Genomic DNA, 21,651 nt, shown 5'->3' on the forward strand with positions numbered 1-21,651 from the left:
GGTGCGCCTCGTGGGCGCCCCGGCCGCTCCCGGCCCTGCGATGCCTGGTGCGTGACGGTTCGTGTACGTCACGTCACGGACGCGCGGGTGGGTCAGGTGACGTCGTCGTAGCCGTTGATCCGGTCGCGTTCCGTCTCGGGGGACGGGGACGGGGACGGCAGCGCCTTGCTGACCGACACGGCCTCGACCTCTCCGATGTCCTCGGGGGTGAGATCCAGCTCGGACGCCTCGTCGTCGGCCGGCTTCATGGCCTCGACGCGGGCCCGGCGCTTGTCGTTGACCAGTGCGATGGCCGACGCGGCGAAGTACAGGATCCAGATGGGACCGGCCAGCGCCAGCATGGAGATGGGGTCGGTGCTGGGGGTGGCGATCGCCGCGAACAGGGTGATGCCGAGGATCATGCCCCGCCACCAGCCGGCCATCTTCTTGCCCGAGAGCACCCCGCCGAAGTTCAGCATCACCAGCAGCAGCGGCAGCTCGAAGGAGAGGCCGAAGACGACGATCATCCGCATGATCAGATTCAGCAGATCGTCGAGGGGGAGCTGGTTGTCGCTGCCGATGATGGAGAACTCCAGCATCACCGAGGCCATCTTGGGCAGCGACCAGTACGCGAAGTAGGCACCCATGACGAACAGCGGGAAGCCCGCCGCCACGAAACCGAGGCCGTACTTCTTCTCGTTCCGGTGCAGACCCGGAGCGACGAACGCCCAGAGCTGGTACAGCCACACCGGGGCGGCGAGCACCACGCCCGATGACAGGGAGACCGTCAGGGCGAGGGTGAACGGGCTCAGCAGACCGTTCTGCACGATGCGCGCGCACTGCGTTTCATTGGTGTTCTTCGCCAGTTCGGCGAAGGAGTATTCGCATCCCACCGCGCGGAGGATGGGATCTGTGAAGAACTGGATGATGTCCTTGTAGAAGAGGGCTGCGACGACGGTCGCCACGACGATCGCCAGCAGGCTCTTCACCAGACGGTTTCGCAGCTCGCGCAAGTGCTCCGCGAGGGGCATCCGCCCCTCGGGATCCTTCTCCGTCTTGCGGGCAGACTTGAGCAACCCACGTCCTCATCTCGTGCGGCAGGCCGGAAGCGTCGTCCGGCCCTGCGTCAGCGCTTGGTCGTGTCCGTCGGCTCGGCGACCGGGCGGGAGCTGGTCACGTCACCGGGCGCGGCCTGGATGGTGCGCTGAGCCGGGGCGTCGCCTGCGTGCGGAGGCGCGGCGGAGGTGGTGGTGTCCTCATGGCCTTCGCTCTTCATGGCCTTGGCCTCGCTCTTGAGGATGCGGGCGGACTTGCCGAGCGAGCGCGCCATGTCGGGGAGCTTCTTCGCGCCGAAGAGCAGGATGATGACGACGAGGATCAGAATGATCTCGGTGGGGCCGAGCCTACCCATAGCTGTCTACCTTCTTCACCGAGGCGGCGGGTGGGGGCTGTCCGACCGGTCGGACAAGTGTCCGAACGATCGTACTGGCAGCGATCGTAACGCTCAGGGGTGAATCGGAGGCAATCCCTGTGCGTATTCCCGATTCGCGCGACCAGGGCCTCGTTCACCGGGCCGCGACAGGCAGCGTACCTGCCGAAGGTATGAAGGTGACAGGGCGAAGTGGCGCAAACCGCACAGGCTCGCGTCTCACAGTGGACACGCCCTTACCTCACAGCAGACCCGCCGGTCCCCCACGGCTCGTCCACGACACGGGCAGACCGCTCACAGCGCCGCCCGCGGCACGGGCGGACGACTCACAGCGCGGACCCACGGGCACGGGCGGACGACTCACAGCGCGGACCCACGGCACGGGGCGGACGGCTCACAGCGCGTCCACGGAGCGGGCCGCGCTCGCCGCCGCCCGCTCCAGGTCCTCCGCCGCCCGGTTGATCCGTCGCGCCGACTCGGCGACCTGGCGGCCCAGCCGCTGGGCCTCGACGAAGACCCGGACGGCGAGCACCCCCAGCACGGCGAGCCCCACGAACCCCACAGCGACAGCGAACATCGGCCAGAACATAGCGACGACCCTAGCCCGGCGAATGCAGCCGCAGCGTCCGCACGCCGCCCCCGGTCAACAGCTCGACGATGCGCTCCCCGGCCGGCTTGCGGACGGCGACCCCGCACTCGGGGCAGGTGAAGGAGTAGAACGTGGTCTTGCTGCTGGCACCGATGGCCAGGCGCAGCGCGTTCGCGCCGAGTTCGACATTGGCCCGGCAGTCGGGGCACCCGGCCCGGAACACCACGTCGACGACCCGTTTCATGCCCGCGAAGGCGATCGCCGCGGACATCTCCTGCACGCCGTGAACACCCTGCGCGCCCTGCACACCAGACACAACACCAGACACAACCGGCCCGCCGTTCACAGCCCTTGCTCCTGCCTGTCGTACTGCCGCTCCTGCACTACCCGGCGCGCACCGAGCGGGGCGTCGAGCCCGTCGTACGCCGACGCGGCCTCGTCGTAGGCCGACGTGACCCCGTCGTAGGCCGCCAGGGCCTCACGGGCCGCCCGGCGGGCGCTGTCGGCCAGGTCCTGGGGCGAGACGATCCTGCCGTCCGGCCCGAGCCGCAGCGCGAGCCGCCGCAGCGAGGCGGGGTCCGGGGTGCGCAGGGTGATGCGCAGCCCGCCGTCGGGCAGTTCCTCGGCGCTGTCGTGGGGGTAGTACTCGGCGACCCACCGCCCGCCGGGGCCGACCTCGACGACGACCTCCGGGTCCTCCGCGGCGGGCTGCACCAGCGCCTCGGACAGGTCCCGCAGCTCGATCTCGGGCGGCGCGGACGGCTCGTCGAGGATCTTGATCTCGGCGACCCGGTCGAGCCGGAACGTACGGCGCGCCTCCGAGCGGCGGCACCACGCCTCGACATAGGTGTGACCGACGCTGACCAGGCGAATCGGGTCGATCTCCCGTTCGGTGACCTCGTCGCGGGCCGGCGAGTAGTAGCGGATCCACAGCCGGCGGCGCTCCGAGATCGCCCGGTCGACGTCGGCGAAGACACCGCCCTCCGACTCGAAGGTCACCGACAGCCGGGAGCTGGCCCCGGCCGCCTCGCCCGCGGCCGTCTCCACCTTGGCGGTGGCCCGCAGCAGCGCCTGCCGGTCGCTCTCGCGCAGCCCGGGCAGCGTGGCGACCGCGCGGGCGGCCACGAGCAGCGCGGTGGCCTCGTCGGCGGCCAGCCGCAGCGGCTCGGCGGCCTCCGCCCCGAGCGCGGCCGGGTTGTGCCACCAGATCCGCTCACCGTCGGTGTCGATGTCGAGCAGGTCACCGCCGCGGAAGCTGGTCCCGCACATGGGCAGCACATCGAGGTCCGACACCAGCTCGTCCTCGGTGATCCCGAAGGCGCGGGCCACGTCCTCGATCCGCGCGCCGGGACGCTCGCGCAGATACGTGACCAGGGAGAGCATCCGCCGGGTCTGGTCGATGGCGTTCGCCGGCCGGGCCGGTTTTCCCACCACTTTCTTACGTCCCCTCAGCCTTTGGCCACGGCACGCAGCCGGTCCACCACGTCGGCCCGCAGCTCGGCCGGCTCCAGGACCACCACGTCGGGCCCGAACTCGACCAGCCAGGCATCCAGACCGTGCCCGTACGGAATCTCCAACTCGTCCCAGCCGTCACCGAGTTCCCGCACGGCGGTGGCCTTCGCCCGCAGCGGGTAGCCGGCACCGGCGCGCAGCCGGATCAGCGCGGAGCGGTCGGCGGTCTCCCCCGCCCAGCTCGCGACCGTCTCCCGCACCGTGACGACGTCCGGGACCTCGGCGGTGAAGGCGCCGCCCCGGTTGCGCACCTTGCCGGTGATCCGCGACAGCCGGAAGACCCGCTCGGCGCCCCGGTCCCGGTCGAAACCGGCGAGGTACCAGTGCCCGCGCCAGCACTCCAGCGCCCACGGCTCCACATGGCGGGGCTCGGGGCGGGCGGCGGTGGCCTTGCGGTACTCGAACACCACCGGGCGACGGTCCCGGCAGGCCAGCATCAGCGGCTCGAAGGCGGCCTCGTGCACCGGGATGCGCGGCTCCAGCGCGCCGTGCGCCTCGTACGGGTCGACGTCCTCCGGCAGGCCGGCCGCGCGCAGCTTCTGCAGGGCGCCGCTGGCGGCTCCGGCGAGCCGGGCCTGCTGCCACACCTTGGCGGCGAGTCCGAGGGCGGCGGCCTCCTCGGCGTCGAGGGTGATGGGCGGCAGGCTGTTGCTGTCCCGGCGGGCCTGGTAGCCGACCTCGCCGTCCAGGTTCTCCACCGTCTCGATGACCAGGCCGAGTTCGCGCAGATCGTCCTTGTCGCGCTCGAACATGCGGTTGAAGGAGTCGTCGGACCCGGCTTCCAGGTATGCCTCGATGGACTCCCGCAGCTCGCGCTTGCTGAGCGGCCGGCGCGTCCCCAGCAGACACAGCGCCAGGTTCATCAACCGCTCGGCCTTGGCAATGGCCATCGACGCCCTTCCCTATGGGTGCTTCTGCGGCACGACCGTACCGCTACCGAGCGTCGCGGCAAAAGCCGAGGGCCCATGCCCGTACAGGCATGGACCCCAGGTGGTCGGCTCCGGTCACAGGACCGGGCCGCTCCGGTCGTACGGTGATCAGACCCCGAGCAGGTCGACCACGAAGATCAGCGTCTCGCCGGGCTTGATCGCCGGGGTCGGGCTCTGGTTGCCGTAGGCGAGGTGCGCCGGGATGGTCAGCTGACGGCGGCCACCGACCTTCATGCCCTGCACGCCCTGGTCCCAGCCCTTGATGACGCGGCCGGCACCGAGCGGGAAGCTGAACGGCGTACCGCGGTTCCAGCTGGCGTCGAACTCCTCGCCGGTGCTGAAGGCCACGCCCACGTAGTGCACGGTGACCTTCTGGCCCGCCTGCGCGACCGGGCCCTCGCCCTCCCAGATGTCCTTGATCTCAAGGTCCTTCGGGGGCTCGCCACCGGGGAAGTCGATCTCGGGCTTCTCAATGCTCACGTCTTCAGGCTCCTGCTCTTGTACGAAAAGACAACGCGGGACAGTCTCGCATCCCGCGCACTCACATCTTCGCGAGAATGTCCACGGTGAAGACCATCGTGGAGTCCTTCTTGATGTCGCTGCCACTCGGCGGCGTGTCGCCGTAACCCAGCTTCGGCGGAATCACGATCAGCAGGCGGCTGCCCACCTTCTTGCCCGCCATGCCCTGCTGCCAGCCCTTGACGACCTGCTGCATCCCGAACGAGCTCAGCGCGTCCCGGCTGTACGAGGAGTCGAACTCCTTGCCGGTGTCCCAGATGACGCCCTTGTACTGCACGAGCAGGCTGTCGTCGGCGGCGACCTCCGGGCCGTCGCCCTCGATGATGTACGTCGCGGACAGACCGGTCGGCGGGTCCACCTTCGGGATGTCGATCGTGGGGGCCTTGCCGTCGGTGTTCGTGCTCACCTTCGGCAGCTTCGCGTCGGTCTGCGGGACGTTCTTGCCCTTGGCGGAGCTCTTGGCGTTGAACGTGTTCTGGATGTCCACGACGAAGACCAGCGTGTCGTCGCCCTTGATGCCCGCCTGGGCGTTCCCCTGCGTGCCGTAGCCCCAGGTCGGCGGTACGGCCATCTGGACCCGGCTGCCCGCCTTCTTGCCGGTCAGCCCATAGCGCCAGCCGTCGATGATGCCCTGCGGGGTCAGCTGGATCACCAGCGGCGTCTTGCGGTCGTAGGAGTTGTCGAAGACCTTGGCCGTCTTCCAGATCTGCCCCAGGTAGTTCGCCTGGATGTAGTCGCCCTCGGCGACCGTCCGGCCGGTGCCCGCGATCACCGTCTTCACCGCCAGGTTCTTCGACGGCTCCCCGCTGCCCTTCGCGACGGTCGGCTTCTCGTCGAACTTGACCCCCGCCGTGATCGCCGGCAGCGGACCGTCCACGATCTTCGGCGGCTTCTTCGCCGCGCTCGCCGACGCGGAGGGGCTGCTGCTGGCCTTGGCCGAGTCGGACTTGTCGTCGCCACAGGCGGCGAGCGTGGCCAGTCCAGCGGGGACAGCGATGAGGAGTGAGCGTCGGCGCACGATGAGGGCCTCGTATCGGTCGATCTTGTCGGATGCGTGCGCGCAACTCTACGGCGTGAGAAGGGCGCCGTACGGCAAACGTACGGCGCCCCGCGTTGCGTTCCGACTCAGCCGCCTCCCGCCCCGGCGAATTGGGCGGCGGGAGACGCGCCCGGAACTTTACGGCTCACATTCCCGCGATCAGCTTCTCCACCCGGTCGTCCACCGAACGGAACGGGTCCTTGCACAACACCGTGCGCTGTGCCTGGTCGTTGAGCTTCAGATGCACCCAGTCGACCGTGAAATCCCTGCGCTGTTCCTGCGCCCGCCGGATGAAGTCACCGCGCAGCCGCGCCCGAGTCGTCTGCGGCGGCACCGACTTGCCCTCGAAGATCTTCAAGTCATTGCAGATCCGGGCGGCTTGGCCTTTCCTCTCCAGGAGGTAGTACAACCCACGACGACGGTGAATGTCGTGATACGCGAGGTCTATCTGCGCGACCCGCGGATGCGACATGGTCATGTTGTGCTTGGCCCGGTACCGCTCGATGAGCTTGTACTTCATCACCCAGTCGATCTCGGTACCGATCCGGTCCAGGTCCTCGGCCTCGATCGCGTCCAGCGTGCGACCCCACAGCTCCAGGACCTGCTCCACGGTGCCCGTACGGATACCGCGCCGCTCGCAGAAGTCCACGGCCTTCTCGAAGTACTCGCGCTGCACCTCCAGCGCCGACGCCTCCCGGCCGCTGGCCAGCCGCACCTTGCGGCGGCCCGTGATGTCATGACTGACCTCGCGGATCGCCCGGATCGGGTTCTCCAGCGTCAGGTCCCGCATCACCGTGCCGGCCTCGATCATGCGCAGCACCAGGTCGGTGGCACCGACCTTCAGCAGCATGGTCGTCTCGGACATGTTCGAGTCGCCCACGATCACATGGAGCCGGCGGTACCGCTCCGCGTCCGCGTGCGGCTCGTCACGCGTGTTGATGATCGGCCGGGAACGCGTCGTCGCCGAGCTGACGCCCTCCCAGATGTGCTCCGCCCGCTGGCTCACGCAGTACACGGCACCGCGCGGAGTCTGCAGCACCTTGCCCGCGCCACACAGCAACTGCCGCGTGACCAGGAACGGAATCAGGATGTCCGCGAGCCGGGAGAACTCCCCGTGCCGCGCCACCAGATAGTTCTCATGGCAACCGTACGAGTTGCCCGCCGAGTCGGTGTTGTTCTTGAAGAGGTAGACGTCGCCCGCGATTCCCTCCTCGTGCAGGCGGCGTTCGGCGTCGACCAGCAGTCCTTCCAGAATGCGCTCGCCGGCCTTGTCGTGAGTGACCAGCTCGGTCACGTTGTCACATTCGGGTGTCGCGTATTCCGGATGCGAGCCCACGTCGAGATAGAGGCGGGCACCGTTCCGCAGAAACACATTGCTGCTGCGGCCCCATGACACGACACGGCGGAAGAGGTACCGCGCCACCTCGTCAGGAGACAGACGGCGCTGTCCCCTGAACGTGCACGTGACGCCGTACTCGTTCTCCAGCCCGAAAATGCGGCGGTCCATGACTGAACATTACGCCCGATCCACCGACCTGAAACGGGGTTCGACAGCACGGTTTGGATCATTTTCCGATGAGAGCGCTACCACCCCTCCCCCGGAAGGAACAGCCAGAACCCGTCCCGTCGCCAGCAGAACCAGCAGCGACACGGCCCCCGCGGCACCCGGCACCACGAAGCCCCACAGCGTCCCGCCCCACTCCACGACCGGTCCCGCCACCGCCGTACCCGCCGACTGGCCCACGGTGAACGTCGTCACGATCCACGAGAACGCCTCCGTCACCGTCCCCCGCGGCGCGTGCCGGTCCACCAGCACGAACCCGCAGGCGATCGCCGGCGCCAGGAACACACCCGCGAGCGCCGTCAGCCCCGTCATCCCGACCGGACCCGGAGTCAGCGTCAGCGGCACGTAGCAGACCGCCAGCAGCCCCACCAGCACCCGCAGCCGCCGCTCCGGCGGCCCGCTCCACCGCCGCGCCCCGTACGCCGTACCGCCGACGAGCGCGCCCAGCCCCACCCCGGCCATCAGCCAGCCGTACACCGCGTCCCCGCCGTGACCGTCCGCGTACGACACCGCCGCGACGGTGATCGAACCCAGCGCCATGCCCACGAACAGGAACGCGCCCAGCAGCACCAGCATCCCCGGCGAACGCAGCGCGCCCAGCCAGTGCGCCTCCCGCGGCGCCGACCGCCAGGCCCGCGACGGCGGCGAGACCACCACCCACAGCGCGCCGAGCACCCCGATGACACTGAGCACGACCAGCGCCGCCGCGGCGGACCACAGCGACACACACAGCGTCACCAGCAGCGGCCCCACCGTGAACATGATCTCCTGGGCCACCGCGTCCATCGCGTACGCCGTGTGCACCTGCTCCTCCCGCCGCAGGACCGACGACCACAGGGCCCGCAGCCCGCCCTCCAGCGGAGGCGTGAACAACCCCGCGACCGCCATCGCGAGATACGCCACCGGCAACGGATCCAGGCCCGAGAGGGCGAAGACGGTCATCCCGAGCGCCGACACCACCGCCGCGGGCAGCTGCACCCGCGGCTGCCCGCGCAGATCCACCAGCCGCCCCAGCAACGGCTGCCCCACCGCGTTCGCCACCCCGTACACGGCGGCCAGCGCTCCCGCCAGGCTGTACGTCCCGCCCTCCGCCCGCACGAACAGCACGATGGCGATCGCGGCCGTCGCGTTCGGCAACCGCCCCACCAGCGTGCCCGCCAGCAGACGCGCGGCATGCCGCGCCCTGAGGATCTCCAGGTATCCGGCAGCCATGTTCCGCCCCTCGTTCGACACTCGTCGGCTCGTCGGCTCCCGCCCGTCCGGATGGAGCCGACGGAGGAAGTGTTACGTATAACGTCCTCCGCCATACGTACCATGAGCGCTGACCACGAGTCCATACACACCCGCCCCACGAAGGAGCACGCTCACGGTGGCACGAGGTAGTACACGGCCCACGAGCCGTGACGTCGCCCAGGCCGCCGGAGTCTCCCAGGCCGCCGTCTCCCTCGTCCTCGGCGACAAATGGCGCGGACGCGTCTCCGAGACCACCGCCGAACGCGTACGCGAAGCCGCCCGCGAACTCGGCTACCGCCCCAACCTCGCCGCCCGCAACCTCCGCCTCGGCCGCACCCGCACCGTCCTCCTCGTCGTCCCCGCCCTCACCACCGAGTTCTTCGGCGGCGTCTACACCGGAGCCGCCAGAATCGCCGCCCAGCACGGCTTCGGCGTCGTCCTCTACCCCTCCCCCGAAGGCGTCGGCCCCGCCCGCGACCCCTTCGCCTCCGCCCAGGCCGCCCTCGACGGCGTCATCGCCTCCTCCATGGCCGCCGACGCCCTCAGCGCCATCCGCGGCGACCAGCTGCCCCTGGTGATGCTGGACAGCGACCCCCGAGGCAGCCACGGAGCCGCCACCGTCAACCTCGACATCCGCGACGGAGCCCGACAGGTCGCCGACCACCTGCTCGCCCTCGGCCACCGCCACTTCCTGCACCTCGCCGCCGACGTCCCCTCCTGGACCTTCGAGGTACGCGCACAGGAACTCACGGCACGCGTCGCCGCCGTCGCCGGCACCACCCTGCGCACCGCCGCCGCACCCATCTCCATCGAGGGCGCCCTCGCCGCCACCGAAGCCGCGCTGACCGGACCCGGACCCCGGCCCACCGCACTCGTCTGCGACGACGACAAACTCGCCGCCGGCGCGTACAAGGCGCTACGGCGCCTCGGCCTCAGGATCCCCGAGGACATCTCCGTCACCGGGGTCGACGACCTCGGCCTCGCCACCGCCCTCGACCCCGAACTCACCACCGTCCGCCTCGACGCGGAGACCTTCGGAGAACGCGGCATGGCGGCCCTCCTGGCCGTCCTGGAGGGCCGCACACCCGAGGAGGGGGACATTCCCGTCGAGCTCGTCGTACGGGGCTCCACGGCACCAGCACGGACCTGAGGGCGCCCTCCGTGACGAGCGGCCCCCTCCAACGCCGTGCGCCCCGGCCAGGGTGGGCCGGGGCGCACTACGGGCGGGCTACCGCTGAACTCCTGACCTACTCCTCCTCGGAGCTCTCGGCCTCCGTGGACGCGCCGTCCGTCTCCAGCAGACGGCCCAGCTGACGACCGACGATGCGCTTGAACTTGCGCTGCTGCGGACGCGTACGGTCGAGGACCGCCACCTCCAGCCGCTCGGCGGGGATCTCCCGCTGCGTGCCGTTGGTGTCCCGGGACAGCGCCTGGACCGCCAGCTTCAACGCCTCCGCCAGCGACATACCGTCCTGGTGACGCTGATCCAGATAGCTGCTGATCTGCTCCGCGTTACCCCCCACCGCGACCGAACCGTGCTCGTCGACGATCGAGCCGTCGTGCGGCAGCCGGTAGATCTGGTCGCCCTCGGGCGTCTCCCCCACCTCGGCCACGACCAGCTCCACCTCGTACGGCTTCTCGGCCGCCGAGGAGAAGATCGTGCCCAGCGTCTGGGCGTAGACGTTCGCGAGACCGCGAGCGGTCACATCGTCACGGTCATAGGTGTAACCCCGCAGATCCGCGTAGCGCACACCACCGATCCGCAGGTTCTCGTACTCGTTGTACTTGCCGGCGGCCGCGAAACCGATCCGGTCATAGATCTCGCTGAACTTGTGCAGCGCACGGGACGGGTTCTCGCCGACGAACACGATGCCGTCGGCATACTGCAGCACGACCAGGCTGCGACCACGGGCGATGCCCTTGCGGGCGTACTCCGCCCGATCGGCCATGGCCTGCTGGGGTGAGACATAGAACGGCGTCGACACCGGTTATCCGTCCCTTTCTGTCGAAGTCACTGGATCACCTTGATAAGAGGGCCGTCCGCGCCGGACCGGCTAGAGCAGCGCGGCCCGCGGACCGTCGGGCTGCTCCAGACGCCGCTCCAGGATCGAGCGGGCGATCCCGGAGGACTCCTCGTCGGTCAGCCGACGGAAGCCGTCCTCGGTGATCACGGTGACGATCGGGTAGATCCGGCGGGCGACATCGGGACCACCGGTCGCCGAGTCGTCGTCAGCCGCGTCGTACAGAGCCTGCACCACGAGCGTCGTGGCCTGCTCCTCGGTCAGGTCCTCGCGGAAGAGCTTCTTCATGGCACCGCGCGCGAAGATCGAACCCGATCCCGTGGCCGCGTAACCGCTCTCCTCGGAACGACCGCCCGTCACGTCGTAGGAGAAGATGCGGCCCTTCGCACGGTCCACGTCGTAGCCCGCGAAGAGCGGCACCACGGCCAGACCCTGCATGGCCATGCCGAGGTTGGAACGGATCATGGTCGACAGACGGTTCGCCTTGCCCTCCAGCGAGAGCTGCGCCCCCTCGACCTTCTCGAAGTGCTCCAGCTCCAGCTGGAACAGCTTGACCATCTCCACGGCCAGACCGGCCGTACCGGCGATTCCCACCGCCGAGTACTCGTCCGCGGGGAACACCTTCTCGATGTCCCGCTGCGCGATCATGTTCCCCATCGTGGCCCGTCGGTCACCGGCGAGCACCACACCGCCGGGGAACGTCACGGCCACGATCGTCGTGCCGTGCGGGGCCTCGATCACGCCCTGGGTCGGCGGCAGCTGCCGCTTGCCGGGCAGCAGCTCCGGCTGGTGCTCCGACAGGAAGTCCATGAAGGAGGACGACCCAGGCGTCAGGAAGGCAGCTGGTAGACGCCCGGTGCTACGAGTGTTGGCTTCCACGAGGATCCTTCCAAGTAGGCGGCAGCCCGACGAACAGCGTCGGGATCATCTCCCAACTTGCCGATGGCCGAATTGCAGTTGAAGCACAGTACGCCTCGGACCTTACCCGTCTTGTGGCAGTGATCCACATGAACGGCCGGGGCTTTCAAACAGATCACGCAGAGCCCCATCTGGGATGCGATCATCTCGTCACGTTCGGCTTCGGTGAGGCCGTAGTTGCGCTTCAGGTGACCTGCGCGCCCCTTGGCGGCCCGGCATGCCTTGCAACGTGTCGAGAGGCCATCGGATGCCGTTGCGTCTCGATGCCACTCACTGTGCGGCTTGACCTGGCCGCAGCACCGACAGAACTTGTGCCCCTCAGGCGTCTCCACGGGCCGACTTGTTACTGGCGAAGGCTGCCCGCGGCTTGGACTCCTTGCACCGCGGGCAACACTTCGCACTGTCTTCACTTGCCAATGTGAGCGGCCCCCATAGCCTTCGATTAGAAGGCTACTGGCCGCCTTTCTGAACGAAGCTTCGAACGAAGTCCTCGGCATTCTCCTCGAGGACGTCATCGATCTCGTCCAGAACCGAGTCCACGTCGTCGCTCAGCTTCTCCTGCCGTTCCTTGAGGTCGTCCGAAGCCTGCGCCTCGGGAGCCTCCTCGACCTCTTCGGTGGAACGGGTGGCCTTCTGCTGTCCGCCGCCGGTGTCCTTGGTCGCCATAACCCTCACCCCGCTCAGTTCGCCCGACATGGTCGGCAGGTCGGCTTTCCTGCCGATCGGTCATGATCAGACCCTACAAGCCCGGTCTGACATTGGCCCCGTTGTTTCCACAACGTCCGGGAACCACCTCGATGATTCCCGGACTGCGGTGTTTCCACCCTGCCCGGCCGATCACGATTGATGCCCGATTCAGTTGCCGGAGAGGACCCTGACCAGGTCTTCCGCCGTGCGGCAGCGGTCCAGGAGCTCCTTGACGTGATTTCGCGTTCCGCGAAGGGGTTCGAGGGTTGGAACCCGCTGGAGCGAGTCCCGGCCCGGAAGATCGAAGATCACGGAGTCCCAGGAGGCGGCCGCGACGTCGTCGGCGTACTGCTCCAGGCAGCGGCCGCGGAAGTACGCGCGGGTGTCCTCCGGCGGCTTCGTACGGGCCCGCTCGACCTCCGTCTCGTCCAGGAGCCGCTTCATCTTGCCGCGGGCCACCAGACGGTTGTAGAGGCCCTTCTCGGCCCGTACGTCGGCGTACTGGAGGTCGACCAGATGGAGTCGCGCGGCGTCCCAGTCGAGGCCGTCACGGCGGCGGTAGCCCTCCATGAGTTCCCGCTTGGCGACCCAGTCGAGCTCGCCGGAGAGGCTCATGGGGTCGTGCTCCAGGCGGTTGAGCGTGTCCTCCCAGCGGCTGAGGACGTCCTTGGTCTGGTCGTCGGCGTCCGCGCCGAACCGCTCCTCGATGTACTTGCGCGACAGCTCGTAGTACTCCATCTGGAGTTGCACGGCGGTCAGCGTGCGTCCGCTGCGGAGCGTGATGAGGCGCTGCAGGGACGGGTCGTGGGAGACCTGGTGGAGGGTGCGTACGGGCTGGTCGACGGCCAGGTCCACGGCGATGAAGCCGTCCTCGATCATGGAGAGGACGAGGGCGGTGGTGCCCAGCTTCAGGTAGGTGGAGATCTCCGAGAGGTTCGCGTCGCCGATGATCACGTGGAGGCGGCGGTACTTCTCGGCGTCCGCGTGCGGCTCGTCGCGGGTGTTGATGATGGGGCGCTTGAGGGTCGTCTCCAGGCCCACCTCGACCTCGAAGTAGTCCGCCCGCTGGCTGAGCTGGAAGCCGTGCTCGTGGCCGTCCTGGCCGATGCCGACGCGTCCGGCGCCGGCGAAGACCTGGCGGGAGACGAAGAAGGGCGTGAGGTGGCGCACGATGTCCGAGAAGGGGGTCTCCCGCTTCATCAGGTAGTTCTCGTGCGTGCCGTAGGAGGCGCCCTTGTTGTCGGTGTTGTTCTTGTAGAGGTGGATCGGCTGGGCGCCGGGGAGCTGGGCCGCCCGTTCGGCGGCTTCGGCCATGATCCGTTCGCCGGCCTTGTCCCAGAGGACGGCGTCCCGGGGGTTGGTGACCTCGGGGGCGCTGTATTCGGGGTGTGCGTGGTCGACGTAGAGGCGCGCGCCATTGGTGAGGATGACGTTGGCCAGGCCGATGTCCTCGTCGGTGAGCTGGCTGGAGTCGGCGGCCTCGCGGGCGAGGTCGAAGCCTCGCGCGTCCCTCAGCGGGTTCTCCTCCTCGAAGTCCCAGCGGGCCCGGCGGGCCCGGTGCATCGCCGCGGCGTAGGCGTTGACGATCTGGGACGAGGTGAGCATGGCATTGGCGTTGGGGTGACCGGGGACGGAGATCCCGTACTCCGTCTCGATGCCCATTACTCGCCGTACGGTCATGCGGCCCTCCTTGCCCGGCGGCGTCCTCGGTCGGGGACGCTGCTCAAGTACCGCTGGCGCTCCGGTGCGTGTGCGGTGCCCGTCCCCGCACTGCGCGACTCGGCGGTACGAACGAGCCTAGAACGGCTTCGCGCTGGTGGGGAGATCATTTGCGTCATTGACTGCTCCAGCCGTGACCCGAAAAACAGTCGGCTGCGGGTACCCACTGAGGGCACCCGCAGCCGCCCTGTCTTTTACAGGTACTGTCCGGTGTTCGCCACCGTGTCGATGGAGCGTCCGGTGTCGGCACCCTGCTTTCCGGTGATCAGGGTACGGATGTAGACGATCCGTTCGCCCTTCTTTCCGGAGATTCGGGCCCAGTCGTCCGGGTTGGTGGTGTTGGGCAGGTCCTCGTTCTCCTTGAACTCGTCCACGCATGCCTGGAGGAGGTGGGAGACGCGGAGGCCCTTCTGGTTCTTTTCGAGGAAGTCCTTGATCGCCATCTTCTTGGCGCGGCCGACGATGTTCTCGATCATGGCGCCGCTGTTGAAGTCCTTGAAGTAGAGGACTTCCTTGTCTCCGTTGGCGTAGGTGACTTCCAGGAAGCGGTTCTCCTCGGATTCGGCGTACATGTGTTCCACTGCCGTCTGGATCATGCTCTGGACGGTGGTGGCCTTGCTGCCGCCGTGCTCGCCGAGGTCGTCGGAGTGCAGCGGGAGGCGCTCGGTGAGGTACTTGCCGAAGATGTCCTTGGCGGCCTCGGCGTCGGGACGCTCGATCTTGATCTTCACGTCGAGTCGGCCGGGGCGCAGGATGGCGGGGTCGATCATGTCCTCGCGGTTGGAGGCGCCGATGACGACCACGTTCTGGAGGCCCTCCACGCCGTCGATCTCGGCGAGCAGCTGGGGGACGATGGTGTTCTCCACGTCCGAGCTGACACCGGATCCGCGGGTGCGGAAGAGGGATTCCATTTCGTCGAAGAAGACGATGACGGGGGTGCCCTCGCTGGCCTTCTCCCTGGCTCGCTGGAAGACGAGGCGGATCTGCCGCTCGGTCTCGCCGACGTACTTGTTGAGGAGCTCGGGTCCCTTGATGTTGAGGAAGAAGCTCTTGCCGGCGGCCTGGCCGGTCACTTCCGCGACCTTCTTGGCGAGGGAGTTCGCCACGGCCTTGGCGATGAGCGTCTTGCCGCATCCGGGGGGCCCGTAGAGGAGGACGCCCTTGGGCGGCCTCAGCTCGTGCTCCTTGAAGAGGTCGGGGTAGAGGTACGGGAGCTCGACCGCGTCGCGGATGGCCTCGATCTGGCCGCCGAGGCCACCGATCTGCTCGTAGCCGATGTCCGGGACCTCTTCGAGGACGAGTTCCTCGACCTCGCTCTTGGGGACGATCTCGTAGACGTAGCCGGAGCGGGGTTCGAGCAGCAGGGCGTCGCCGGGGCGGATGGTGACGTCCAGCAGCGGCTCGGCGAGCCGTACCACCCGTTCCTCGTCGGTGTGCCCGAGCACCAGGGCGCGCTCGCCGTCCTCGAGGATCTCCTTGAGGGTGACGATGTCCCCGACGCGCTCGAACTCCATGGCTTCGACCACGTTGAGCGCTTCGTTGAGCATGACTTCCTGGCCGCGCCTGAGCTCTTCCAGGTCCACGCTGGGGCTGACGTTCACGCGGAGCTTTCGGCCTCCGGTGAAGATGTCGGCCGTGCCGTCCTCGTTCGCCGTGAGGAAGACACCGAAGCCGGCCGGGGGCTGTGCGAGCCGGTCGACTTCTTCCTTGAGGGCCACGATCTGGTCGCGGGCCTCACGGAGCGTGTTGGCGAGCCGCTCGTTCTGCGCGGACACGCCGGCCAGGTTGGTCTGCAGCTCGACGATCCGCTCTTCGAGAATCCTCGTGTGTCGCGGAGAGTCGGCGAGCTTGCGTCGCAGGACGGCGATCTCCTGCTCAAGGTAGGCAATCTGCCCGGCCGGGTCGTCGGACCCTCGTCCCGGGCGGATGCCGCGGTTCATGTCGTCGTCGTGGGCTGCCACGGTCCTCACCTCCTCCAAGGGGAGCTGGACGCTTCCAGACCCTACCTGGGTGGGTGTCGATTGAAACCCCTAGATCACAAAGACGGTCGGGGTGTGTCCGATCTTCACCCTTGCGCTCTCCCTCACGCCAGGGGAATACCCACGGAACATGATTGGAAAGCCGGTCCGGGTAGGGTCGAAGTGTTCAACACCCGTCAGGGCCTGCATGGTTCCCGACCGGCGCGACGAGAGGAATGGCAGGAGAGATGACCGTGCGGCAGGAGTCCGGGACCGTGGGCGAGGCGCTCGAGGTCTGGATCGACCAGGACCTGTGCACCGGTGACGGTATTTGCGCGCAGTACGCGCCCGAGGTGTTCGAGCTGGACATCGACGGGCTGGCGTATGTGAAGAGCGTGGACGACGAGTTGCTGCAGGCCCCTGGGGCGACGACGCCGGTTCCGCTGCCGTTGCTGGCGGATGTGGTGGACTCGGCGAAGGAGTGTCCGGGTGAGTGCATCCACGTGCGTCGGGTTTCGGACAGCGTCGAGGTGTACGGCCCGGACGCGGAGTGACAGGGCGGCCACTCCACGTCATGCCGTGTCTGCTTTCTCACACGGGGTTTCCCGGGTGATCTCGTCCGGTTGGGCGGGGTGTCACACGCTTTGGCTGCCTGCGGGGGCCGAGCGTACGAACGCCCCGTCGCGCCAGTGCCATTCGATGTCGTCGGTGACGTCGGGGCAGCAATTGGGCACCTGGCGCGAGGAGTAGCCGTGCAGGGTGGCCGTGACGGCTCCGTCACGGACGGCGAAGTCGGAGACGGTGTTGCGGTCCTTGGGCGCCACGAGGGTGGCGACGACCCGGGGTCGTGCGGCGTCGGTGGAGCGGGTGAGGACGTAGACGGCGTCGGGTGGGGTGCCCATGGTGGCGTCGCAGTGGACGACGGCCACGGTCTCGGGTCGGCCGTCCCCGTCGAGGTCTCCGGATGCCTGCTTCTTGGTGACGACGCCGACGGGTCCGCAGTCGAGGGGCAGCTCGACGTCGGCGGGGTCGGGGGCGGCGACCACGGCCGGGGCTCTGCGGGGCTCCGGGCCGGGCTGGGCGGCTCTCGCCGCGTCGGGTTGGAGCGCCGACGACAGGGCCACGACTCCGGCGAGGGCGGTGGCCGTGGCGAGCCAGTGGATCGGGCGGGTGTGCGCGTGCGCCAGTTCCGGGACCGCGGGTTGCTGCACTAGGAGCGTCTCCTGAGAGGGCTGTGGCGGTTGGTGACCCGCATGGTGCCACACGTCACAGCGGGGCGGAACGGCGGGGTGCGGGGTTCGCTGGGCTTTCTGGTGGCGCGTCAACGCGAGAGCGCCGTGGCCGAGTTCCCGGGCGCTGCGGGGAACTCGGCCACGTCAAGGGTGGGTTCGCTGCGGGGTCAGCGGGCGGTGCCGCCGTCGGCGTTGGGGCCGGCGTAGTCCTCGCCGTAGGCGCCCTTGGCGGGGCGGCGGCGGCGCATGGGGGGCTCGACGCCGTCGGCGAGGCGGCGGGCGGTGAGCAGGAAGCCGGTGTGGCCGATCATGCGGTGGTCCGGGCGGACGGCGAGGCCCTCGATGTGCCAGTTGCGGATCATCGTCTCCCAGGCGGTCGGCTCGTTGAAGCAGCCGATCTCGCGGATGGACTCGACGGTCCGGGCGAGCTGGGTGGTGGTGGCGACGTAGCAGCAGAGGATGCCGCCGGGGACGAGTGCCTTGGAGACGGCCTCCAGGCATTCCCAGGGGGCGAGCATGTCGAGGATGACGCGGTCGACGTCGGTGTCGGACAGGTTGTCCTGGAGGTCGCCGACGGTGAGCTGCCAGGCGGGGTGGGGGCCGCCGAAGTAGCGCTCCACGTTCGCTTGCGCGATCTCGGCGAAGTCCGCGCGGCGCTCGTAGGAGTGGAGCATGCCCTGGTCGCCGATGGCGCGCAGCAGGAAGCTGCTGAGCGAGCCGGAGCCGACGCCGGCCTCCACGACGCGGGCGCCGGGGAAGATGTCGGCGAAGGCGAGGATCTGCCCCGCGTCCTTGGGGTAGACCACGGCGGCGCCGCGGGGCATGGACAGGACGTAGTCGGGGAGCAGGGGGCGCAGCGCCAGGTAGGCGACGTTCCCCGTGGTGCGGACAACACTGCCCTCGGGCGCACCGATCAGCTCGTCGTGGGGGAAGGAACCCTTGTGGGTGTGGAAGTTCTTTCCCTCTTCGAGCGTGAACGTGTAGTGGCGTCCCTTGGGGTCGGTGAGCTGGACCTGGTCCCCGACCTTGAAGGGCCCGCGACGGCGGGCGGCACCGGTCGGTTCGGACATGTGACCAGCCTACCGGTCCCGGCGGGGGCCGCGGACCACGGCTGGGCGCGACGGGTGGGGGCTGTCGGGGGTCAGGAGGGCCTGGCCATGGCCTTGACGAAGGCGCGTTCCACGTCGGCCGCGGAGAGGACGCCGTAGATCTCCCCGGTCTCCTCGACGACGAGGTACTCGGTGGCGGGGGTGGCGCGGAGGGCGTCGAGGAGTTCTTCTCCGGCGAGTTCGGCGGAGACGCGCATGCCGTCGGTGAGGTCCTGGGCGAGGCCGCTGACGGCGACCCAGGGACGGCGGTGTTCGGGGACGCCGACGATGGCGGCCTCACGGACGAGGGAGAGGGGTTCGCCGTCGGCGTCGACGACGACGAGGGCGCGGGCGCCGGCGTCGTTGGCGCGGCGGAGGGCTTCGGAGAGGGGGGTGTCGGCCTGGACGGGGACGGCGCGGCGGGTGAGGGCGCGGGCGCGCAGTTCGGGGAGGTGTTCGCGCAGGCGGGCCATGCGGAGGCTGTTGCCGGCGCCGGTCCAGATGATGGCGGCGAGGATGGCGGCGAGCAGGGCGTCGAGGACGGTGTCCATGCCGACGCTGTCGGTGGCGTCCGCGCCGAGGAGGCCGGACTGGGTGAGCCAGGGCAGTCCGATGAGGACGGACAGGGCGAGGGCGCGGCCGACCCAGGCGGCTGCGACGGTGCCGGTCATGGGTTTGCCGGTGATCTTCCAGACGACGGCGCGGAGCATGCGGCCGCCGTCGAGGGGCAGGCCCGGGAGGAGGTTGAAGGCGGCGACGATGAGGTTGGAGATCATCAGGCCGGCCAGCAGGACGCCGGGGACGGTGCCGGGTTCCACGGCGAGGAGGGCGAGGTAGAAGACGCCGGCCAGGAGCAGGGAGAGGAGGGGGCCGACGAAGGCGAGGACGAATTCGCGGCCGGGGGTCTCGGACTCCTTCTCGATCTCGGAGACGCCGCCGAAGAACTGGAGCTGGATGCGGCGTACGGGGAGTTTGAAGCGGAGGGCGGCGATGGTGTGGGCGAGTTCGTGGACGAGGACGGAGGCGTAGAAGGCGACCGCGAAGAAGAGGGAGACGAGGTAGCGGAGGGCGCCGAGTTCGGGCAGGACGCGGTCGAGTTGGCCGCCGAAGACCCAGGTGATGAGGGCGGCGACGAGGAACCAGCTGGGCGCCACGTACACGGGTACGCCGAAGGGCCGCCCCATGAGGATGCCGCCACCGGGCTCCTTGGGCCGCTCGGGAGGCTTGGGGCCGCCCGCGTGGGCATGGGGACGAGCGGTGCCGGCGGTGTCCTCGGCCCCGGCGGCGGACTCCTTGCGGAGCGACGCGGGGTCGCCCGGAGGCCGGGAGCCGGCGGGCCGCCGGGGGTCGTCGGCGGGGTGAGCGCCGGCGGGCCGCCGGGGGTCATCGGCGGGGTGAACGTCGGCGGGCCGCCGGGGGTCATCGGCGGGTTGCGCGTCCTCCGGGCGGTCGGCGGCCTCGACGGGTTCGGCGCCCTCGGGGCGGTCGGCATCCCCTCGGCGGTCGGCGCCCTCGACGGGGGCAGCGCCTCCCAGGCGGTCGGCGGCCTCGACAGGGGCGGCACCCTCAGGGCGGTCGGCATCCCCTCGACGGTCGGCGCCCTCGACGGGGGCCGCGCCTCCCAGGCGGTCGGCGGCCTCGACAGGGGCGGCACCCTCAGGGCGGTCGGCATCCCCAGAGCGGCTGGAGAACCCGGAGGGGTCGGCGCCCTCGGCGGAGTCGGCGTCACCTGAGCGGTCCGCGTCCGCTGAGCGGCTGGGGGACCCGAGGCCGTCGGTGGGCGCAGGCCGGTCGGAATCCTCCGGCGCGGCCGGCTGCCCGGGGGCTTCGTCGGTCTTCGGCGGCCCGGTGGGGTGTTCGTCGGTCTTCGGCGGCCCGGTGGGGTGTTCCGGGGTCTCCGAGGGCCGCGGGTCTCGACGGGGGGCGGGGGTGCCCTCGGTGGGGGTGGGGTCGGCGGTGTGGGTCACGTTGTCGTCCGTGTGTTCGGTCGCCTCGTCGTTGCCGGACCGCGGCTGCCCGCTCCCGCCGCTCGTCTCCACGATGTCCCCTCGTTCGAAGCGTCTTCCGCGCCCGTGTCCAGGGCCGGAAGGGTCTGTGGTCGATGCTATGCGGTCGCCGTCCTGGGTTCCGCCCCGGCACCCCCTCAGTTTTCCCCGCGTCGCAGCAGGCACACGGGCCTCTCGGCGGGACGGGGGCGGCCCGGGCGTGCGGCCCGGTGGGCGTCCGTCGCCGGCGGCCCCGTGGCGGTCACTGTCAGTGGTGGGCCGTATGGTCTGTCGTCATGGAAACCAGCACCGACGGCACCGGCGCCGACACCGCCCCCTCCGGCGCGGCGGACGGCACCGGCGAAGAGGGCGCGCGCCCCGCGCGGGAGGCGGCGCCCCCCGCCTCGTTGTCGCCCTCGCGGGCCAGTGACTTCATGCAGTGTCCGCTGCTGTACCGGTTCCGGGTGATCGACCGGCTGCCGGAGAAGCCGAGCGAGGCGGCGACACGGGGCACGCTGGTGCACGCGGTGCTGGAGCGGCTCTTCGACGCGCCGGCGGCGGAGCGTACGGCGCCAAGGGCCAAGTCGCTGGTGCCGGCGCAGTGGGACCGGCTGCGGGAGTCGCGGCCGGAGGTCGTGGAGCTGTTCGCGGACGACCCGGAGGGCGAGCGGCTCGCGGGGTGGCTGGCGGAGGCCGAGCGGCTGGTGGAGCGCTGGTTCACGCTGGAGGACCCGACCCGGTTGGAGCCGGTCGAGCGGGAGTTGTTCGTCGAGACGGAGTTGGACTCGGGGCTCAGGCTGCGCGGGATCATCGACCGGGTGGACGTGGCGCCGACGGGCGAGGTGCGGATCGTCGACTACAAGACGGGGAAGGCGCCGCGGCCCGAGTACGCGGAGGGCGCGTTGTTCCAGATGAAGTTCTACGCGCTGGTGGTGTGGCGGCTGAAGCGGGTGGTGCCGCGCCGGCTGCAACTGGTGTACCTGGGCAGTGGTGACGTGCTGACGTACGACCCGGTGATGGCGGATCTGGAGCGGGTGGAGCGCAAGCTGCTCGCGCTGTGGGAGGCGATCCGGCTGGCGACGGAGACCGGCGAGTGGCGGCCCCGGCCGACGAAGCTGTGCGGCTGGTGCGACCACCAGGCGGTGTGTCCGGAATTCGGGGGTACTCCCCCGCCCTATCCCTTGCAGGTGAGGTCGGCGGAGTCTCCCGCTGAGGCGCAGGGCAGAATGGGCCCGGACTAGCGAAGGAGA

21 protein-coding genes and 1 pseudogene are annotated in these 21,651 nt (G+C 69.7%); 3 read left to right on the forward strand and 19 right to left on the reverse strand.

Annotation, left to right across the window (positions count from 1 at the left end; all coding sequences use genetic code 11):
* Window positions 1–92: 92 nt before the first annotated feature.
* The 10 genes from tatC to ACZ4Z2_RS17920 form a co-directional block, all read right to left on the reverse strand.
* Window positions 93–1,055 carry a twin-arginine translocase subunit TatC gene (gene tatC, locus ACZ4Z2_RS17875; protein WP_468076995.1) on the reverse strand — a complete coding sequence of 321 codons (963 nt, stop codon included), beginning with the start codon at window positions 1,053–1,055 and terminating at the stop codon, window positions 93–95.
* Window positions 1,056–1,105: 50 nt separating this feature from the next.
* Window positions 1,106–1,390 (reverse strand): Sec-independent protein translocase subunit TatA, encoded by a 285-nt coding sequence (gene tatA, locus ACZ4Z2_RS17880; protein WP_468076997.1) that lies wholly within the window; start codon window positions 1,388–1,390, stop codon window positions 1,106–1,108.
* A gap of 412 nt (window positions 1,391–1,802) precedes the next feature.
* Window positions 1,803–1,997, reverse strand: a complete 195-nt coding sequence (locus tag ACZ4Z2_RS17885) for a hypothetical protein (RefSeq protein WP_468076999.1) — start codon at window positions 1,995–1,997, stop codon at window positions 1,803–1,805.
* Between the two features lie 10 nt (window positions 1,998–2,007).
* On the reverse strand, window positions 2,008–2,268 hold the full coding sequence (locus ACZ4Z2_RS17890) for a hypothetical protein (RefSeq protein ID WP_468077108.1): 261 nt from the start codon (window positions 2,266–2,268) through the stop codon (window positions 2,008–2,010).
* Between the two features lie 71 nt (window positions 2,269–2,339).
* On the reverse strand, window positions 2,340–3,431 hold the full coding sequence (locus ACZ4Z2_RS17895) for a helix-turn-helix transcriptional regulator (RefSeq protein ID WP_468077000.1): 1,092 nt from the start codon (window positions 3,429–3,431) through the stop codon (window positions 2,340–2,342).
* A gap of 14 nt (window positions 3,432–3,445) precedes the next feature.
* The gene (locus tag ACZ4Z2_RS17900; RefSeq protein ID WP_468077002.1) at window positions 3,446–4,399 is read right to left on the reverse strand and encodes a helix-turn-helix transcriptional regulator; all 954 of its coding nucleotides are present in this window, start codon (window positions 4,397–4,399) and stop codon (window positions 3,446–3,448) included.
* Between the two features lie 147 nt (window positions 4,400–4,546).
* Window positions 4,547–4,918: an FKBP-type peptidyl-prolyl cis-trans isomerase gene (locus ACZ4Z2_RS17905; RefSeq protein WP_468077004.1), complete on the reverse strand. Its 372-nt coding sequence runs from the start codon at window positions 4,916–4,918 to the stop codon at window positions 4,547–4,549.
* A gap of 61 nt (window positions 4,919–4,979) precedes the next feature.
* Complete coding sequence (locus ACZ4Z2_RS17910) at window positions 4,980–5,975, reverse strand: FKBP-type peptidyl-prolyl cis-trans isomerase (protein ID WP_468077006.1); 996 nt, start codon at window positions 5,973–5,975, stop codon at window positions 4,980–4,982.
* Window positions 5,976–6,141: 166 nt separating this feature from the next.
* Entirely contained in the window at window positions 6,142–7,503 is a 1,362-nt protein-coding gene (pafA, locus tag ACZ4Z2_RS17915; RefSeq protein ID WP_055517796.1) for a Pup--protein ligase, read from the reverse strand.
* A 9-nt stretch (window positions 7,504–7,512) separates the two neighbouring features.
* Window positions 7,513–8,772: an MFS transporter gene (locus tag ACZ4Z2_RS17920; RefSeq protein ID WP_468077008.1), complete on the reverse strand. Its 1,260-nt coding sequence runs from the start codon at window positions 8,770–8,772 to the stop codon at window positions 7,513–7,515.
* A 157-nt stretch (window positions 8,773–8,929) separates the two neighbouring features.
* On the opposite strand from ACZ4Z2_RS17920, the gene ACZ4Z2_RS17925 reads away from it, so the two are divergent.
* The gene (locus ACZ4Z2_RS17925) at window positions 8,930–9,943 is read left to right on the forward strand and encodes a LacI family DNA-binding transcriptional regulator (protein ID WP_468077010.1); all 1,014 of its coding nucleotides are present in this window, start codon (window positions 8,930–8,932) and stop codon (window positions 9,941–9,943) included.
* Between the two features lie 97 nt (window positions 9,944–10,040).
* On the opposite strand, the gene prcA is transcribed toward ACZ4Z2_RS17925, so the two are convergent.
* The 6 genes and pseudogenes from prcA to arc all read right to left on the reverse strand — a co-directional run bounded on the left by prcA (window position 10,041) and on the right by arc (window position 16,099).
* Entirely contained in the window at window positions 10,041–10,778 is a 738-nt protein-coding gene (gene prcA / locus ACZ4Z2_RS17930; RefSeq protein WP_355391559.1) for a proteasome subunit alpha, read from the reverse strand.
* A 69-nt stretch (window positions 10,779–10,847) separates the two neighbouring features.
* Complete coding sequence (gene prcB / locus ACZ4Z2_RS17935; RefSeq protein WP_468077013.1) at window positions 10,848–11,693, reverse strand: proteasome subunit beta; 846 nt, start codon at window positions 11,691–11,693, stop codon at window positions 10,848–10,850.
* A pseudogene (locus ACZ4Z2_RS17940) lies at window positions 11,645–12,149 on the reverse strand (endonuclease VII domain-containing protein). The gene prcB and the pseudogene ACZ4Z2_RS17940 overlap by 49 nt, the downstream one beginning before the upstream one ends.
* A 33-nt stretch (window positions 12,150–12,182) precedes the next feature.
* Window positions 12,183–12,398 carry a ubiquitin-like protein Pup gene (locus tag ACZ4Z2_RS17945; RefSeq protein WP_468077014.1) on the reverse strand — a complete coding sequence of 72 codons (216 nt, stop codon included), beginning with the start codon at window positions 12,396–12,398 and terminating at the stop codon, window positions 12,183–12,185.
* Window positions 12,399–12,587: 189 nt separating this feature from the next.
* On the reverse strand, window positions 12,588–14,099 hold the full coding sequence (gene dop / locus ACZ4Z2_RS17950; RefSeq protein WP_468077016.1) for a depupylase/deamidase Dop: 1,512 nt from the start codon (window positions 14,097–14,099) through the stop codon (window positions 12,588–12,590).
* 233 nt (window positions 14,100–14,332) lie between these two features.
* On the reverse strand, window positions 14,333–16,099 hold the full coding sequence (arc, locus tag ACZ4Z2_RS17955) for a proteasome ATPase (protein WP_055716078.1): 1,767 nt from the start codon (window positions 16,097–16,099) through the stop codon (window positions 14,333–14,335).
* 245 nt (window positions 16,100–16,344) lie between these two features.
* Here arc and ACZ4Z2_RS17960 point away from each other — a divergent pair, with 245 nt between their 5' ends.
* Complete coding sequence (locus tag ACZ4Z2_RS17960; RefSeq protein ID WP_468077019.1) at window positions 16,345–16,650, forward strand: ferredoxin; 306 nt, start codon at window positions 16,345–16,347, stop codon at window positions 16,648–16,650.
* An 81-nt stretch (window positions 16,651–16,731) separates the two neighbouring features.
* Here the strand turns inward: ACZ4Z2_RS17960 and ACZ4Z2_RS17965 are convergent, their stop codons facing one another.
* The 3 genes from ACZ4Z2_RS17965 to ACZ4Z2_RS17975 form a co-directional block, all read right to left on the reverse strand.
* The gene (locus tag ACZ4Z2_RS17965; protein ID WP_468077021.1) at window positions 16,732–17,307 is read right to left on the reverse strand and encodes a hypothetical protein; all 576 of its coding nucleotides are present in this window, start codon (window positions 17,305–17,307) and stop codon (window positions 16,732–16,734) included.
* 188 nt (window positions 17,308–17,495) lie between these two features.
* Window positions 17,496–18,398 (reverse strand): tRNA (adenine-N1)-methyltransferase, encoded by a 903-nt coding sequence (locus tag ACZ4Z2_RS17970; protein ID WP_149823246.1) that lies wholly within the window; start codon window positions 18,396–18,398, stop codon window positions 17,496–17,498.
* Between the two features lie 71 nt (window positions 18,399–18,469).
* Entirely contained in the window at window positions 18,470–20,041 is a 1,572-nt protein-coding gene (locus ACZ4Z2_RS17975; RefSeq protein ID WP_468077110.1) for a site-2 protease family protein, read from the reverse strand.
* Window positions 20,042–20,697: 656 nt separating this feature from the next.
* Here ACZ4Z2_RS17975 and ACZ4Z2_RS17980 point away from each other — a divergent pair.
* Window positions 20,698–21,642, forward strand: coding sequence for a RecB family exonuclease (locus tag ACZ4Z2_RS17980; protein WP_468077023.1), 945 nt, complete (start codon window positions 20,698–20,700; stop codon window positions 21,640–21,642).
* Window positions 21,643–21,651: the final 9 nt, after the last annotated feature.

It is taken from the genome of Streptomyces sp. NPDC030183, assembly GCF_055573455.1.